14 protein-coding genes are annotated in these 13,371 nt (G+C 39.2%); 6 read left to right on the forward strand and 8 right to left on the reverse strand.

The window, feature by feature from the left end:
- Nucleotides 1–42: 42 nt before the first annotated feature.
- Complete coding sequence (locus H605_RS17360) at nucleotides 43–711, forward strand: DNA-3-methyladenine glycosylase family protein (protein ID WP_037561599.1); 669 nt, start codon at nucleotides 43–45, stop codon at nucleotides 709–711.
- A gap of 59 nt (nucleotides 712–770) precedes the next feature.
- Here the strand turns inward: H605_RS17360 and gpsB are convergent, their stop codons facing one another.
- From gpsB to H605_RS0103885, 3 genes are all read right to left on the reverse strand, one after another.
- Nucleotides 771–1,100, reverse strand: coding sequence for a cell division regulator GpsB (gpsB, locus tag H605_RS0103870; protein WP_232321217.1), 330 nt, complete (start codon nucleotides 1,098–1,100; stop codon nucleotides 771–773).
- 47 nt (nucleotides 1,101–1,147) lie between these two features.
- Nucleotides 1,148–2,422 carry a ribonuclease H-like domain-containing protein gene (locus H605_RS0103875; protein WP_029052995.1) on the reverse strand — a complete coding sequence of 425 codons (1,275 nt, stop codon included), beginning with the start codon at nucleotides 2,420–2,422 and terminating at the stop codon, nucleotides 1,148–1,150.
- A 281-nt stretch (nucleotides 2,423–2,703) separates the two neighbouring features.
- The gene (locus H605_RS0103885) at nucleotides 2,704–2,925 is read right to left on the reverse strand and encodes a hypothetical protein (RefSeq protein ID WP_029052996.1); all 222 of its coding nucleotides are present in this window, start codon (nucleotides 2,923–2,925) and stop codon (nucleotides 2,704–2,706) included.
- Between the two features lie 125 nt (nucleotides 2,926–3,050).
- Between H605_RS0103885 and H605_RS0103890 the strand changes: the two genes are divergently transcribed.
- Nucleotides 3,051–3,497 carry a DUF4385 domain-containing protein gene (locus H605_RS0103890; RefSeq protein WP_029052997.1) on the forward strand — a complete coding sequence of 149 codons (447 nt, stop codon included), beginning with the start codon at nucleotides 3,051–3,053 and terminating at the stop codon, nucleotides 3,495–3,497.
- 48 nt (nucleotides 3,498–3,545) lie between these two features.
- On the opposite strand, the gene H605_RS0103895 is transcribed toward H605_RS0103890, so the two are convergent.
- Nucleotides 3,546–4,835, reverse strand: a complete 1,290-nt coding sequence (locus tag H605_RS0103895) for a DUF2254 domain-containing protein (protein WP_029052998.1) — start codon at nucleotides 4,833–4,835, stop codon at nucleotides 3,546–3,548.
- Between the two features lie 184 nt (nucleotides 4,836–5,019).
- Between H605_RS0103895 and H605_RS0103900 the strand changes: the two genes are divergently transcribed.
- Both H605_RS0103900 and H605_RS0103905 read left to right on the forward strand, forming a co-directional pair.
- Nucleotides 5,020–5,223: a helix-turn-helix transcriptional regulator gene (locus H605_RS0103900; protein WP_029052999.1), complete on the forward strand. Its 204-nt coding sequence runs from the start codon at nucleotides 5,020–5,022 to the stop codon at nucleotides 5,221–5,223.
- On the forward strand, nucleotides 5,223–5,903 hold the full coding sequence (locus tag H605_RS0103905; protein ID WP_029053000.1) for a DUF3169 family protein: 681 nt from the start codon (nucleotides 5,223–5,225) through the stop codon (nucleotides 5,901–5,903). Before H605_RS0103900 ends, H605_RS0103905 begins: the two co-directional genes overlap by 1 nt.
- 73 nt (nucleotides 5,904–5,976) lie before the next feature.
- On the opposite strand, the gene H605_RS0103910 is transcribed toward H605_RS0103905, so the two are convergent.
- Both H605_RS0103910 and H605_RS17365 read right to left on the reverse strand, forming a co-directional pair.
- Entirely contained in the window at nucleotides 5,977–6,345 is a 369-nt protein-coding gene (locus H605_RS0103910) for a DUF488 domain-containing protein (RefSeq protein WP_029053001.1), read from the reverse strand.
- Nucleotides 6,346–6,576: 231 nt separating this feature from the next.
- Entirely contained in the window at nucleotides 6,577–6,930 is a 354-nt protein-coding gene (locus H605_RS17365; RefSeq protein WP_051210460.1) for a hypothetical protein, read from the reverse strand.
- A 262-nt stretch (nucleotides 6,931–7,192) separates the two neighbouring features.
- On the opposite strand from H605_RS17365, the gene H605_RS0103920 reads away from it, so the two are divergent.
- Together H605_RS0103920 and H605_RS0103925 are read left to right on the forward strand one after the other, a co-directional pair.
- A complete protein-coding gene (locus H605_RS0103920) occupies nucleotides 7,193–7,768 on the forward strand; it encodes a TMEM175 family protein (RefSeq protein WP_029053002.1) in 576 nt (191 codons plus the stop codon).
- 75 nt (nucleotides 7,769–7,843) lie between these two features.
- Complete coding sequence (locus H605_RS0103925) at nucleotides 7,844–8,392, forward strand: hypothetical protein (protein ID WP_029053003.1); 549 nt, start codon at nucleotides 7,844–7,846, stop codon at nucleotides 8,390–8,392.
- A 200-nt stretch (nucleotides 8,393–8,592) separates the two neighbouring features.
- On the opposite strand, the gene H605_RS17370 is transcribed toward H605_RS0103925, so the two are convergent.
- Together H605_RS17370 and H605_RS0103940 are read right to left on the reverse strand one after the other, a co-directional pair.
- Complete coding sequence (locus H605_RS17370; protein WP_037561575.1) at nucleotides 8,593–9,894, reverse strand: alpha/beta hydrolase; 1,302 nt, start codon at nucleotides 9,892–9,894, stop codon at nucleotides 8,593–8,595.
- A gap of 1,232 nt (nucleotides 9,895–11,126) precedes the next feature.
- On the reverse strand, nucleotides 11,127–13,322 hold the full coding sequence (locus H605_RS0103940) for a 5'-nucleotidase C-terminal domain-containing protein (protein WP_029053006.1): 2,196 nt from the start codon (nucleotides 13,320–13,322) through the stop codon (nucleotides 11,127–11,129).
- Nucleotides 13,323–13,371: the final 49 nt, after the last annotated feature.

The following is a 13,371-nucleotide window of genomic DNA, read 5'->3' on the forward strand; positions in this document are numbered from 1 at the left end:
TAACTCCCCCCAACTTGAAGACCAGAGGTGAGCGACTTGGAAATGCTTCATATAACTACACAGAATCCAGCAGTTCAATCTATTTGCGCAAAAGATCCAAAACTTAAGCAATTAATTTCACTGATTGGCGATATTGACATACCTTTACGAACAGATTATTTATCGTCTATTGTTCGATCCATGATTGGTCAACAGATTTCAGTAAATGCAGCTAGCGCGATCTATGCTCGTTTACTCGATTTGCTTGGAGGGCATATAACGGTTGACGGGTTGATTATGACGTCAAAGGAAGAGTTGAGAGAAGTAGGCTTGACTATGAGAAAGGCCGAATATGTCAAGGACCTTGCGGATAAAATAGTGAATCGTGATCTTGATCTTCACCATATCGCGGCGTATGATGATGACGCGATTCTCCAACAATTAATCCATGTCAAAGGCATTGGTAAATGGACAGCAGAAATGTTTTTGATTTTATCACTCGGCCGTCCAGACGTGCTAGCTGTAGACGACATAGGAATCCAGCGAGCTGCACAGTGGCTGTATGGAGTGGAAAAGTCAGAACGGCGTCAGCTACTCATTGAGAAATCACCGCTTTGGGCACCTGAACGTTCCATTGCGTCCCATTATTTATGGGAAGCCATTCATGTAGGCTTTGTTCAAGATTTTAAATCGCTAGAGGAATTAATCGAAATGAGAAATAAACGTAAGTAAATTGTAAAAGAACCGCCACATCCTTACTGTGGCGGTTCTTCTATTTCAAGTTAATGTTTTTACTCTTCAGGCTGAACCAGTTTGTCGCCAAAAACTTCTCTTTCAAGGTTCGCGATGCGCTGAATGATATCAATATTCGTCGTCTGAGGAGCTGGTGTTTGAGAGCGTCTTTGGGAAGAATTGACCTCCGACTTCAATCTCGTGTTCTCTTCTTGTAGACGAGCAATTTCTTTTTTAAATGTTTCATAGTCTTGAATGACATCATCCAAAAACCAGTCCACTTCTTCTTGTTTATACCCGCGAATAGCTTGCTTAAATTCTTTTTCTAAAATCGTTTTCGTATCCAGCTTTAATTCCATGACAAAACGTCCTTCCGTCTGTGATTCCATAAGGTCATTATAGCATATGTTGTCATTCCTTGTCTTACTGAAAAAGACTATTGTTCTTCTTGTGGCGCTTCTTGCGCTTGCCCAGGAAATAGTTTTCTATTCACTCGCATTTCTCGCTTTGCTAAAGACTTCTTCATCCGATTACTGAAACGTGATGTAAATTCATCGGATTGCTGCACTAGTTGAGCTGCACATAGTATGTGCTCATATGCGAGCGAGTAATCCTTTACTTGGTGTTCATATAATTTTGCTAGTTCCTCGTAAGCTAGCACCTGTTCCCTGCCAGTACCGTGCGTTGCGACGATTTCAAATGATTGAATGGCTCGATCGATTTCTTTATGGCGCTTTAGTAAAAAACCTAAATGAAAATGCGTCATAGGATAACTCGTCCCGTACTCTTCCGCAATTCGTTGAAGTTCCGTATAACTATGATCTTTCAAACCAAGATCTTGGAACCATTTGGCGATATTCGTTGCGATTTGAGCATTTTGCTGACTAGCTTCTTCCATGACAATATCAGTGGATAGACTAAACAGAGTCACAAGCGATAGGATATCCCATTCATTATGCCACATGACTTTCATTAAAATTTCTGCACGGCCATTTTTTACCGCATCTTGATAAATAATAGGTGCCATATGGCCAGGTATATCGTCTTTCCGGTGAAAGCCTAGCTGCGTTCGCTCTACTTCAGTCAACTTGAATGATTCCATCTGCCCTTTCCAAATTCGGCGCGATCCATGTAACAAATCGATTTGATGCGGGACAGGCAGTGGGGGCAACAGTTTCCGATGTAAAGACCAACGTGTTTGGAGTTGAGGGAAATCAAAGCTTTTCCCGTTATATGTGACGAGTGTAAGTCCTTCTTTCCATAATCCTGACGCATAAAGAAATGCCGCTTCATGATCTGGATTCGGCAACACGTACTGAGTCATGATGAATTCATCGGACTTTAATTCCAACAGTCCAATGAGAAAAATAACAGCTCCAGCGCCTTTCAAACCTGTTGTCTCCGTATCGAAAAATAGAAGCTTACCAGCATTTGGGGCTAATGGATGCATATAATCAGCTTCGGACCATTTCATTAGCTTTTGCTTCACATCTCCCAAACGAAAATCACCGTGCATCGTATCAAGCGGATAATGTATCACACGCTTATAGACAACACCAAATTCATTTTCAATTTTCTCCATGCCTGTTGTCAACCAGAGTTGTTCATAGCTTGGTGCTGGCGGAATATTGAAAGTCTCTTCCACTTCTTTCACAACTGTCGTCTTTTTCAACAGCGACTTCATCGCCATCAGTTTCTGCTCATATGACATGACGATTCAACTCATCTATCTGTTCCCCTATTTGTTGGCTATCCACTATATGTTGAACCCCTTGTCTATAGAACCAATGAACATTCACGTTCGGTACATCCTGGTCTATCATAATATCACCTCAGAAATGATCGTAATGCACTAAATTATACATGATAAATCTCGTTTTATATGAAATTTGATTTTCTTACGTTTCATTACTTCATACCTCAAACAACTTAAAAAGCGATGTATCCTACGAAACAGGACAAATCGCTTGAGTTCTTTCTATATGAATTCGACTAAACTATAACCTCTTCTTTCACTATTACAGGAACAACTGCTAGTACATGATCAATTAGGAAAGTTCGTTTAGAATTACGCAAAAAACAGTACGCTGTAAATGTTTTGCCATGTATATTCAGTACACGGATTTTTCGTTTGCTAATGGAACCGTCTTTCGCTTCATACATCACTTCAAGAATATCACCGTATCGTAATGCCTTTTCTAATGAACACCGCACACTCGTTCCCTCCCTTTGTTTCAGTATAAAGAATGTATGTTCTGTTGTAAAGTGTTTTATATAAACAATTTTCGCGTTTTTTACCATTCCATCCAGGGTACTATAGAAGAAAAGGATGTGAGTAAATGCCTTTCGATTATGATTTGGATTACAGTACGTTAGACTTACGCAAAAACCCCGAATTATATAAAGTAGGAAAAGGTGAACAAGGCGTGTTATTAGTTGAGCCTTACAAAAGTGAAATTTTACCTCATTGGCGTTTTAAAACACCTGACATTGCGAAAGAGTCTGCCGATCAAATTTGTCAGCTTTTTGAAGAATATCGAAAGCAAGATGACTTTGTTGGCATGGACATGGCACGTAAATTCATTCAAATGGGCTATACGCGCGCTCGTCGTTATGCGAATCATAAAAGTGGAAGGAAATATAATGAAGACGGAACGGTAAAAGAGCGCGATATGGATCCGATCAAAGCGGAGTCTGCAAAAATTTTCAAGGAACGATGGGACACAATTCGTGAAGATGAGGATTATATTAAGAGAAAAAAAGCGCATCAGAAAGCATTTGGATAATACTCAGTAAAAAGCGGTGAATACTTTAACAGGCATTCACCGCTTTATTTACTTCGTCAGTTCATCTATTACATGACGCTTCTTTTGCAACCTTGAGCTATCCAGTGGCTCGAGTACAGAATGATTGAAATGGTTCCACGCATAATTGGTCATTAGCTGAACAAGATTTTTCGTCTTTTCATCCTCCGAATTTCGGGCAATATACTGAAGGGCGTCCAATATAGCATTGAGAATACTCGCATCTTCTTTACCGTAATAACTAATTTGGCTGAACGCTGCATAGAAATAGTCTTCCGAACTTGGATACACTGTCACTACACACGGTTTGTTTTCCTTCGTATATGTCACCGCGATTCCTCCTGGTAACAGAGTAGCACGCTGCAACACTTCCCCTAACGAATGAATACAACGGATAGCAGTATGAGGGTCATTGATTCCTGGAGACAGCGCACGCAATGCGATTTCCACAATTTTTTCGATACCATACTCTACATCTTGTAAAATCGAGCGTTCTTCACCTAATACGAAATGCGTTGAAAGATTGTCAGTAGAAAGTTCTTTTTGAGAATACACGGTAGCCATACTCGTATGCGTTCCACAAAATGCGCCAATTGGCTTTACCACATCTACGATCGATTGATGATCAATCGCCCATTTCGTCAATTTCTCATACTCGATATATTGTATGTAGCCAAAGTTTTCACTCTTTACTTCCGTAACAAACGGAAAATTTTGCGCAAAGAAAGGTTTTTCATCGTTCCAGACGACGCGATTTTCTTTCATTCCATTATTTTCACTGTTTAACGAAGTGAGTACATCATCGGTTAATTCACGAATAAGTCGACTTACTTGAACCGAAGTTCCGACGTTATGTATGAAAAATGCGAAGAATGCTAAACAGATCACTGCAAGCGCGACGCCAACAGAAGCAGAAATCACTTCATGATTGATGGATGCTTTACGCATGAAGAGTAACGATAATATGGTATAAACAAAGCCCCCCATAAAGATTCCTAACACACGCTGAGTAGATGGTTTGTTCAAGAAATTCTGAAGTGCTCGTGGTGAAAATTGTGAAGAGTACATCGTCAACACGACCATGATCGTTGAGAACGTCACGGTTGTCATGGTGAGCAATGCGCCTGATAACGTACCTAAAATCGTTTGTGCTAAATCTACTGTCGTTCTAAAGTAGCTAGGGATGTGTTCTTTCAGATCGTTGTTATATTTTGTGTCGACTAATACTGTAAAAAGTGCAAAAATAGATGCAAGAATCGTATACACGCTTGGAATAAACCAAATGCTTTCACGCATCTTCAATAGTACACGTTTGAACATGGGCCTCTTCCCTCATTCCTTGTATCAAAATGAAACCTCTATTTACTATACCCTGTATAGCTGATTAAAAACCGCAATGAATACGTAGTAAACAGCATGAAAAGACTTGTAAAATAGTCAAAATGACAATTATAGTTGTCATAATGACTAAAACACGTTACAATACAATGAAGAGGTGAAGCTGATGCGGACAAGATTAAAAGAATTACGAGCGCGTGACGGGCTCAATCAAACGGAACTGGCCAAGTTGGCAAAAGTATCCAGGCAAACGATTAGCTTAATTGAAAGGGAAGAATTTGTGCCTTCCTTGCTGATTGCGAAACGGATTGCACATATTTTTGATGAAACAATTGAATGTATTTTTATTTTTGATGAGGAGGAACTATAATGAGAATGATTATTTGGACACTAGTCGGTGCTGCAGTCGGATTCTTTGGTATGTATGCTGCGTTATCTATTGATTTTAAAGCAGGCTTTTTGCCCATTGGATTTGAATTAAATATAGTGTTAATCGCCATCACTTTACTGCTCTTTGTCTTCATTGCGGTCAGTTCTGCGCAAATGAAAAAGAAAGCTGGTCTTACACTGACGGGTGTTGACGAAGACGAACGGGATATGTGGCAATATAAAAAATTCAGTGACCTGAACTTATGTAATACGATCGCACTGATTGTAAGTATTGTAGCAATAGGTGTCGCGATCATCACCGATCAGCCGGCATGGTTATTACTGACTTCCGGCGGGATTCTCCTTCTATCTATTGTGTTTTCCATGTTGGTACCCGGTTTGATGAAAGCCGTTTATCCTGACCGTGAGCTACCATCAGCTTCCGAAAAAAACTTTGCCAAGAAGCTGCTAGACGCTTCAGATGAAGGCGAGAGATTCGTTATGCTTCAAGGCTATTATAAAACGTTTAACACGATGAATCTGTCATTGATTATCGCATTGATGTTATTTATTCTGTACTCCGTAGGCACAGGTGACTCCCAGTTATTCTCTATTTTCATTGTAGGTCTCATACTGATTGTAACGAATGCACAGTATTTGCTAACCATTCGAAATAAATGATAAGTAGATCAATAGAATTATAATCGCTGTTCAAGTACTTGTTGCTTTGAACAGCGATTTTTGTATTCACTCATCACACTTGCTGACGATCCAAGATTTCTTTTAAGACTACAGATTGATTATTTTTTTCATCCTTTGCTCCAAACACGAGCGTTAAATTTTTCTTATGTTCTATCGTCCAGTCTGTCAACTTCTCTAACTCATCTTGCTGTTCTTCATTGTTCTCTAACTCTTCTTTGTACTGATCCTTGAATTGATCAAATTTATCGGGATCATGATCAAACCATTGACGAAGTTCTTTGCTTGGTCCAATTTCTTTTAACCATTCATCCACTTGTGCATCTTCCTTACTCATTCCACGTGGCCATACACGATCAACAAGAACTCGCATTCCATCTGCTTTCTTTGCTTCTTCATAAACTCGTTTAATCTGAACTGGCATATAGATCTCCTCCTATTCGTCTCTCTTATTTCATGTACCCTAATTTCTACGCAGTAACATGTTATTTGTTCGATTAAGTGGTATATAAAAAATGCAACGTCGAGATTCATCTCGACAATATCTTTATTCTTAATTTATTTATAGTACATTGGTTATTGGTTTGCCCAGTTCGGATCACTCCATTTGACCTTTTCGAGTACATCCGTCGTTTCTATTTGTGCCGCAATCGTTTCAATTTGAAACGTCCAGCGTACCATTTTGTGTTAGGAAGATCGATTTCGTATAATCGACGCGATACCATTTCGTTCTATCAATTTTCATTTTATTATACGAAGAATTAGAGATTAGATACCCTTGGGATTCTAAACTGTAAATAGTACGTCGAATTTTATTAAGTGACCAAAATGGGATTTCCTCTTTCCAATCTTCATACGTTTTGTACACCCATGTATATCCATCGCGTTTGTTTGTTGATATGAGTGAACGATAATGCAGATGCTGCAGTAAAAAAGCTTCGTTAAATCCAATCTCCATAACTATAGTCGTTTGCACTGTAAAAGATGGTTCATCGAGTAATAAATACATAATATTTCCTCCTAATGGCATCGAATGTAGAAGATCTATTTTCATCTCCTCACATGCTATATAGAGGCAAAATGTAGAAAGGATACACTATTAAAAAATATTTTTACTGAAAAAGTGCGGGCGCGTGTAAATGTAATGGATTCGGTTGATCGAGTGAGAAAATGAGTGACAGAGGTGCGATACAAAAAAATAACGTGATGACCGTTTGAAAGTGAGCAAATTTGTGAATAGAAAGAAGAAGGAAAAAAAGGGGTGTCACTACATGAAGACAAGTCGTATGGAAGCATTTAGTGATGGTGTACTAGCGATCATCATTACGATCATGGTTTTAGAGCTGAAGCCACCCACCGCCATTGATAAAGAAGCATTCCTCACACTCATACCGACCGTCGTCAGTTATATGTTGAGCTTTGTGTATGTAGGGATCTATTGGAACAACCACCATCATTTAGTTCATAAATTAAGTCGTTTGAACGGCCGCGTACTGTGGAGTAATTTGCATTGGTTATTTTGGATGTCGCTTATTCCGTTTTCTACCGCATGGGTAGGAATGAATCCGTTAGAGGCGGTACCGACATTATTTTATGGAGTGATTCTTTTCCTTTGTGCTGTGTCGTACTTATTCTTACAAAATCAAGTCGTTCAATGCGAAGGGATCGAATCAGATTTAGCGAAAGAAATAGGTTTTGACTGGAAAGGTAAAGTGTCCATGCTACTGTATGTCACTGGGGTAGTATTTGCATTTTGGATACCGACTGTTTCGTATATTTTGTATTTAGTCGTTGCGATTATTTGGTTCATCCCAGATAAACGAATCGAAAAAACAATTGTACAGTAACAAAAAACTTGACGTATGTAACTTTTATTCCACATAAACGGTCTAATCGAAAACAGGTAGAGAAGAGGAATGCATTTGAATAAGAAAAAGATTTTACTATCACTCATTTTCTTATTACTAGTTGCCTTGAACATGAACCCTGTTCCCGTTTCAGCTTGTTCGTGTGAAATGCCTCCAACTGCAGACATAGCATTAGACAATGCGGATGCAGTTTTTAGCGGAGAAGTCGTGAGCATTAACGAGCATATAAAAGAAAGTGGATACGTTGTAAAATTTAATGTACAACGAGTATGGAAAGGTTTAAATACGAAGACCGTATCGATATACACAGCAAGTAATTCAGCAGCATGTGGTGTCAACTTTAGCATAGGAGAAGAATATCTCGTTTATACGCATCGATATGAGGAAACAAGTGACGCGATGTTAACTACGACAGTATGTGATCGTACTGCTAGTGTAGCAAATATATCTGATGATCTTGCCTTAATTGGTAAAGGTGACATTCCAACAAAAATCGAAGCAAACGATGAACCTAGGAACAACAACATTTATTACTTCGGAATCTTAACAATTATCTTGACTGGAAGTTTATTCATATGGAGATACATTAAAAAACCGACTTAATTATCATCTCCCTGTCATTCAAACGATTCCACTTATACGAATAAAATGAGTGACAGGGATGCGATACAGTACGGACTTGCCAATAACAAAAGAAGGCGTTCGTTGACTTTTAATAAGTGTCCTTATACACCCAATGACCCCGTCAACGACTACCTATAAACTACTTACAAAAGTACATCGTAGAGATTTTTCACCTTGAATTACAACCCCTTTATAAACCCAACGATTCCCTCCATCAACCCTTGTGCTAATGGTAAATCCGGATTACTGTAGGTCGCAATATTCCCTTCGCGATCTTCGGGTGATTCTTTCAAGATATGATTCATTTTGTCCACAATCAGTAGCTTGGCGTCTTTTTTCGCATCATGTAACAGTTTCGCATCCTTGACGGGTACTTGGATGTCGCGATTACCATTCACTAAAAGGACTGGGACCTGTACCTTTTTCAACCGTTCAGTCGGATCAAAATCCAACCATGAAATCATATAAGGTTGAACGGATGGCCGGAAAAGGCTATGTAACTCTGTGCTGATAGTTTCTACTCGTTCACCTGCTTTTAACGCTTCTAAAATCGCTTTGGATTCTTCAAATAGATTAACTGGTAGCTGTTCCTTTAGTTGTTCTAAAAGGACTTGATCAATCGATCGACCTGCTCCTGCAATGGAAATAAACGCATCCGCATCCGCTTGTTCAGTAGCCACCATGCCAATTAATGATCCTTCGCTATGACCGATGATGCCGATCATTGAAAAACGTGAATCCGTTTTAGCGAATTGAACCCATGCTGCAGCATCGTCAATATAATGATCGAACCGCAAATCATCTTCTTTGCCGGATAATCCCATATTCATACCGACTCCACGCTTGTCATAGCGAATACTCGCCACGCCTTCCGCTGCTAAATTTTCTGCGAGCATTTTCAAACTATTATTTTTCCCTGGTAACCCTAGGGAATTGCCATCATGATCTGTAGAACCAGATCCTGCAATAATGACCATGAGTGGGAAAGGGCCTTCACCATTTGGTAGTTCCAACAGGCCATCCATTGCTCCATTTTCTACTGCAACTTGTACAACATCCCCTGTTTCAACGACTTCCTCTGGACTCCCTTTGGTTAATTCAAAAGGGAAGGATTGACCTTGTTGCGTAAATGTTCCAGTGATGTTGTCTTGGGCTACTTCTCCATCGAAGGTAATACGTTGTCCTTGAAGATTCATCTCGAAAAATACGTCGGTATCATGTAACGTCACGTTTGTTAGTGTGTAATCACGTAATCCTTGTGAGGGAATGCTTATCGTGCCACTTATCTTATTGAATGACAGAATAATAGGCAGTGGTTGATTTGGAACCAAAATAGAACCATTCCATTTACCTTCAATTGTCGCCAATGAACTCACCTCTTCTGCATTATTTTCTGGCTCTTCTTCTTTTTTCTTGCTACAGCCTACAATGACTAGCAAGAAACTCGTCAATAAACAAAAATAAATTCCCGATTTCTTCATATAAAACACTCCTACACCTGTTATATGTGAAGTATAACAGGTGTAAGAATAAAGAGTTTTGAGTGTTAACTTTGTTATTCGTTTCAAGAAAAGGTTCTTAATACCTAGCATCTTTTCATCAGAATTAATGAGTTTTCTGGACATCTATGTAAATTCTTCACCCAACCTACTATGAGGCGTGAAGCAAAATAAGATAGTGTATGGTTCATATTCACCTTTCCTCCCCTAAAGCCGTGGCAACAAAATGAGCCCGATTGCTTAACAGGCGCAAATCCCTGTTCAAGAATTTCACCCTTTTGATGGGAGGAGTGAAAAGAGTTACAATTCACTTCCGAAATTTACTTGGGTCCTCAATCCTTGTAGATATAACCTCTCCACAATTTAGGCAGAAGGTCAATATTTTATTCGATCCCATTGATAACTTTTTATCTAGTGGCTTAACTGCCATAAAATCCGTACCTTCACTAAATTCAGTACCGTTACATTTCGGACATACATTTTTATTCATTCATAACATCTCCCTTATATATAAATATACAACCGAGCTCATTAAACCAATCCAGAGTGCGACTCTAATGCAGGATACGCGCTCGTTATTTAATCGAATACCTAAAGCAAAACTCATTACTTTTATGCAGAATTCCTTTGTTTAATTAGTAAATCTGAAACTACAAATGATACTACCGGAACTAATGGCAACAAAATCAGCCAATTTCTGAAACCAAAATAAAGTAAGGGCGCAATAAAAGCAATAACGCCAAAAAATATAGTTAATCTGGATTTTCTCTTGAACCCGAGAAAAAGAAAGATAAGCGATATAAAAATTATTACTCCCAAGAAAACATGTAACAAAACATCCACCCTTTTCGCCTTTTGGTTCAGTTTGTTGAATAAACCGTCCTCTTATAATCTACTTTATCATAAAATACTTTATTCCCTTCAACGTTTTCAATTATTTCAGAACTATTAAAAGAAAATCATTCCAACCGTCAATTAACAAGCTGATCAGCAGCACAATTAACAAAGACATATAAACTTATATACCCTTGTTAATTTTTATGTTAATCGCGGCACAGATTTAACAATATGTGCATCAAAATGTTAATGCTAAGACAAAAAAAGGACGCCAATTCATGTGCGAATTGGCGTCCCCATTGGCTATGCTTTTTATGTTTTCTCCCCATGTCCCGAACCTATACGTTTAACTTCTAACTCTTTTTAATGACAATACATTACGTATTCAAATCGATAATTCGACCTTCAATTTCAGGCTTAACTGTTCCAAGTTTGATCATGTGATCGCGTAAGTTAACCCAGTCATCCAAACCGAGATCAGTCACTCGACCATTTTCATATGCTTCTTCAAGCACTTTAAAACCATCTCCGCCTCTTGCTGTAAAGGCATTTGTCGTGACAACGTATTCTTTATCCATTTCCACATCAACGAACTCGCCATTCATTTTTACTTGCATAGTCTGAATGCGTTGGCCCACTTCTTTACTGCTATCGAATGTTATTTTCATTCCTGACATATGCAAGAAACCGCCTTCTTCATTAGGTGAGTTTCGCACACTATGCTCAAGCGTATTTTTAATTTCTTCACCCGTGAGCGTAACAAGAGATAATGTATTTCCGAATGGCAGTACTTCAATTACTGCTCCGACCGTGACTTGTCCTTTATCCAAATGGTTACGGATTCCCCCACCGTTTTGCAGAGCAATTACCGCTTTAGGATCGTATTCTTTTGCTTTTTCCAGCATTCCATCCGTTATTAAGTTTCCTAGTGCTGTTTCATTCGCACGGACACTTTCCGTTATATTCTCTTCTCCACGACTTCTTGGATTTGGCAGATCCACTTCTAATGTTGCGCCAATTTCTTTACCAAACGTTTCATCAATTTTCCCAGAATATTTTAGAAGTGCTTCCGCTGCTTCTGCGTCATTCACTTTGTCTTTTAAGCTGATTAATTCGCCAGCATGTCCTGTTATGACACCTTGCTTATCAAATTCTACGTCTAACGTTCCCAGATGAGTCAAGTATTGATCAGCTTGAACTATGACTGTAGGATCTTTGCTTTCTCCACTAGCATTTTTGTCGACAATGACCGGTTCTGACAGTTTCGTATGTGAATGCCCACCGACGATAATATCGATGCCTTCAACGGCTTGAGCTAGAAGCAAATCATTTCCTACAGACGGATCACTATCGAATCCAAGATGATTTATCGAAATAATTTTATTGACTCCTTGGCTCTCAAAGTAGGCTACGGCTTTTTCAGCTGACTCTTTATAATCCAAAAACTCTACTGCTCCTGGACTAGCGACAAACGCTGTGCTTTCAGTCGTCAATCCGAAGATACCAACCTTTTCCCCATTCACTTCTTTGATTAAGCCTTTATGAATTTCTCCCAATGCCGGTGTGCTCGTAAATTCTGTTTTGCTTACTAGGTTTTTCAGAGCTGGGTCTTTAGAGAAATCAATGTTGGTGCCGATTACAGGGAAATTAGCGCCTTTCACAAAATTCGCCAGTGATTGGTGACCGTTTTTACTATCACCTAAATCAAACTCATGATTACCAAATACCATTGCATCCAGACCCATTAAATTCATCAGTTCTAGATCAGCTTGTCCTTCAAACTCTGAGAAATATAATGTTCCCGAGAACACATCTCCCCCATGAAGAAGCAATGCATCTGGCTTGTCATTTCGAACTTCTTTAATAGCGGTTATGGCTTTCGGCATTTCCGCAACGCGTGCATGCGTGTCATTCATATGCATCAATGATAAGGTGAAATCGCTTGGTTGTAGCTGGTTGGCACGATGGATGAATGAGGAGAATGCACCTCGTGTGACAGGCTCATTCGGTCTAAAATCACTCAGTTGATCCGTTAAACCAAGATTCGCAAGGATTTGCACACCTCTTCTGTGTGACTCTCCTACATTCGATAAGTTAATTTCCACTTTCTTGCCTGTATCGTATTTCTCAAGATCTAATGCATTCACTAGTACGTTTGCCATTTGCTGACGTGTCAGGGCGGCTGTTGGTTTGAAATTCCCATTTGAGTCCCCTTTAAATACATTGGCATTCGCTAGAGTTGCCATTTCTTTTGCATAGAAACTGTCACCAGAAATATCTTTAAACTTTTTTAATACATCCGCCACATCAGTTGGTTCTTCAAAGTCCCCTAACTTTGCCAAGATTAACGCTGCGTGACGACGCTCAATTGAATGCCCAGGCTTGAACTGATTTTCCGAATAGCCACGAATGATTTGTTGATCCGTCAACGCTTTAATGGCTTCATAATGAGTGTTGTCCTTTGATACATCGGTATACCATTGCTCAGCCGCATCTACAGAACCCCCCGCCAATACAATCGCGCTAGCGACAGCAAAAGTCGCTCCAAACCTATGCACTTTTCTTTTATTCATCTTTTTACCCCCCACTGTAATAGTCTGATAGTTGTACATATTCATACTA

The sequence above is a fragment of the Sporosarcina ureae DSM 2281 genome, assembly GCF_000425545.1.
In the GTDB taxonomy this organism is placed as follows: domain Bacteria; phylum Bacillota; class Bacilli; order Bacillales_A; family Planococcaceae; genus Sporosarcina; species Sporosarcina ureae.

Excerpts from the sequence above, each read along its gene's own strand:
- H605_RS17360 (WP_037561599.1), top strand. The coding sequence starts at position 43 with ATGCTTCATATAACTACACAGAATCCAGCAGTTCAATCTATTTGCGCA.
- gpsB (WP_232321217.1), bottom strand. The coding sequence starts at position 1,100 with ATGGAATCACAGACGGAAGGACGTTTTGTCATGGAATTAAAGCTGGAT.
- H605_RS0103875 (WP_029052995.1), bottom strand. The coding sequence starts at position 2,422 with ATGTCATATGAGCAGAAACTGATGGCGATGAAGTCGCTGTTGAAAAAG.
- H605_RS0103890 (WP_029052997.1), top strand. The coding sequence starts at position 3,051 with ATGCCTTTCGATTATGATTTGGATTACAGTACGTTAGACTTACGCAAA.
- H605_RS0103895 (WP_029052998.1), bottom strand. The coding sequence starts at position 4,835 with ATGTTCAAACGTGTACTATTGAAGATGCGTGAAAGCATTTGGTTTATT.
- H605_RS0103900 (WP_029052999.1), top strand. The coding sequence starts at position 5,020 with ATGCGGACAAGATTAAAAGAATTACGAGCGCGTGACGGGCTCAATCAA.
- H605_RS0103905 (WP_029053000.1), top strand. The coding sequence starts at position 5,223 with ATGAGAATGATTATTTGGACACTAGTCGGTGCTGCAGTCGGATTCTTT.
- H605_RS0103910 (WP_029053001.1), bottom strand. The coding sequence starts at position 6,345 with ATGCCAGTTCAGATTAAACGAGTTTATGAAGAAGCAAAGAAAGCAGAT.
- H605_RS17365 (WP_051210460.1), bottom strand. The coding sequence starts at position 6,930 with ATGTATTTATTACTCGATGAACCATCTTTTACAGTGCAAACGACTATA.
- H605_RS0103920 (WP_029053002.1), top strand. The coding sequence starts at position 7,193 with ATGAAGACAAGTCGTATGGAAGCATTTAGTGATGGTGTACTAGCGATC.
- H605_RS17370 (WP_037561575.1), bottom strand. The coding sequence starts at position 9,894 with ATGAAGAAATCGGGAATTTATTTTTGTTTATTGACGAGTTTCTTGCTA.
- H605_RS0103940 (WP_029053006.1), bottom strand. The coding sequence starts at position 13,322 with ATGAATAAAAGAAAAGTGCATAGGTTTGGAGCGACTTTTGCTGTCGCT.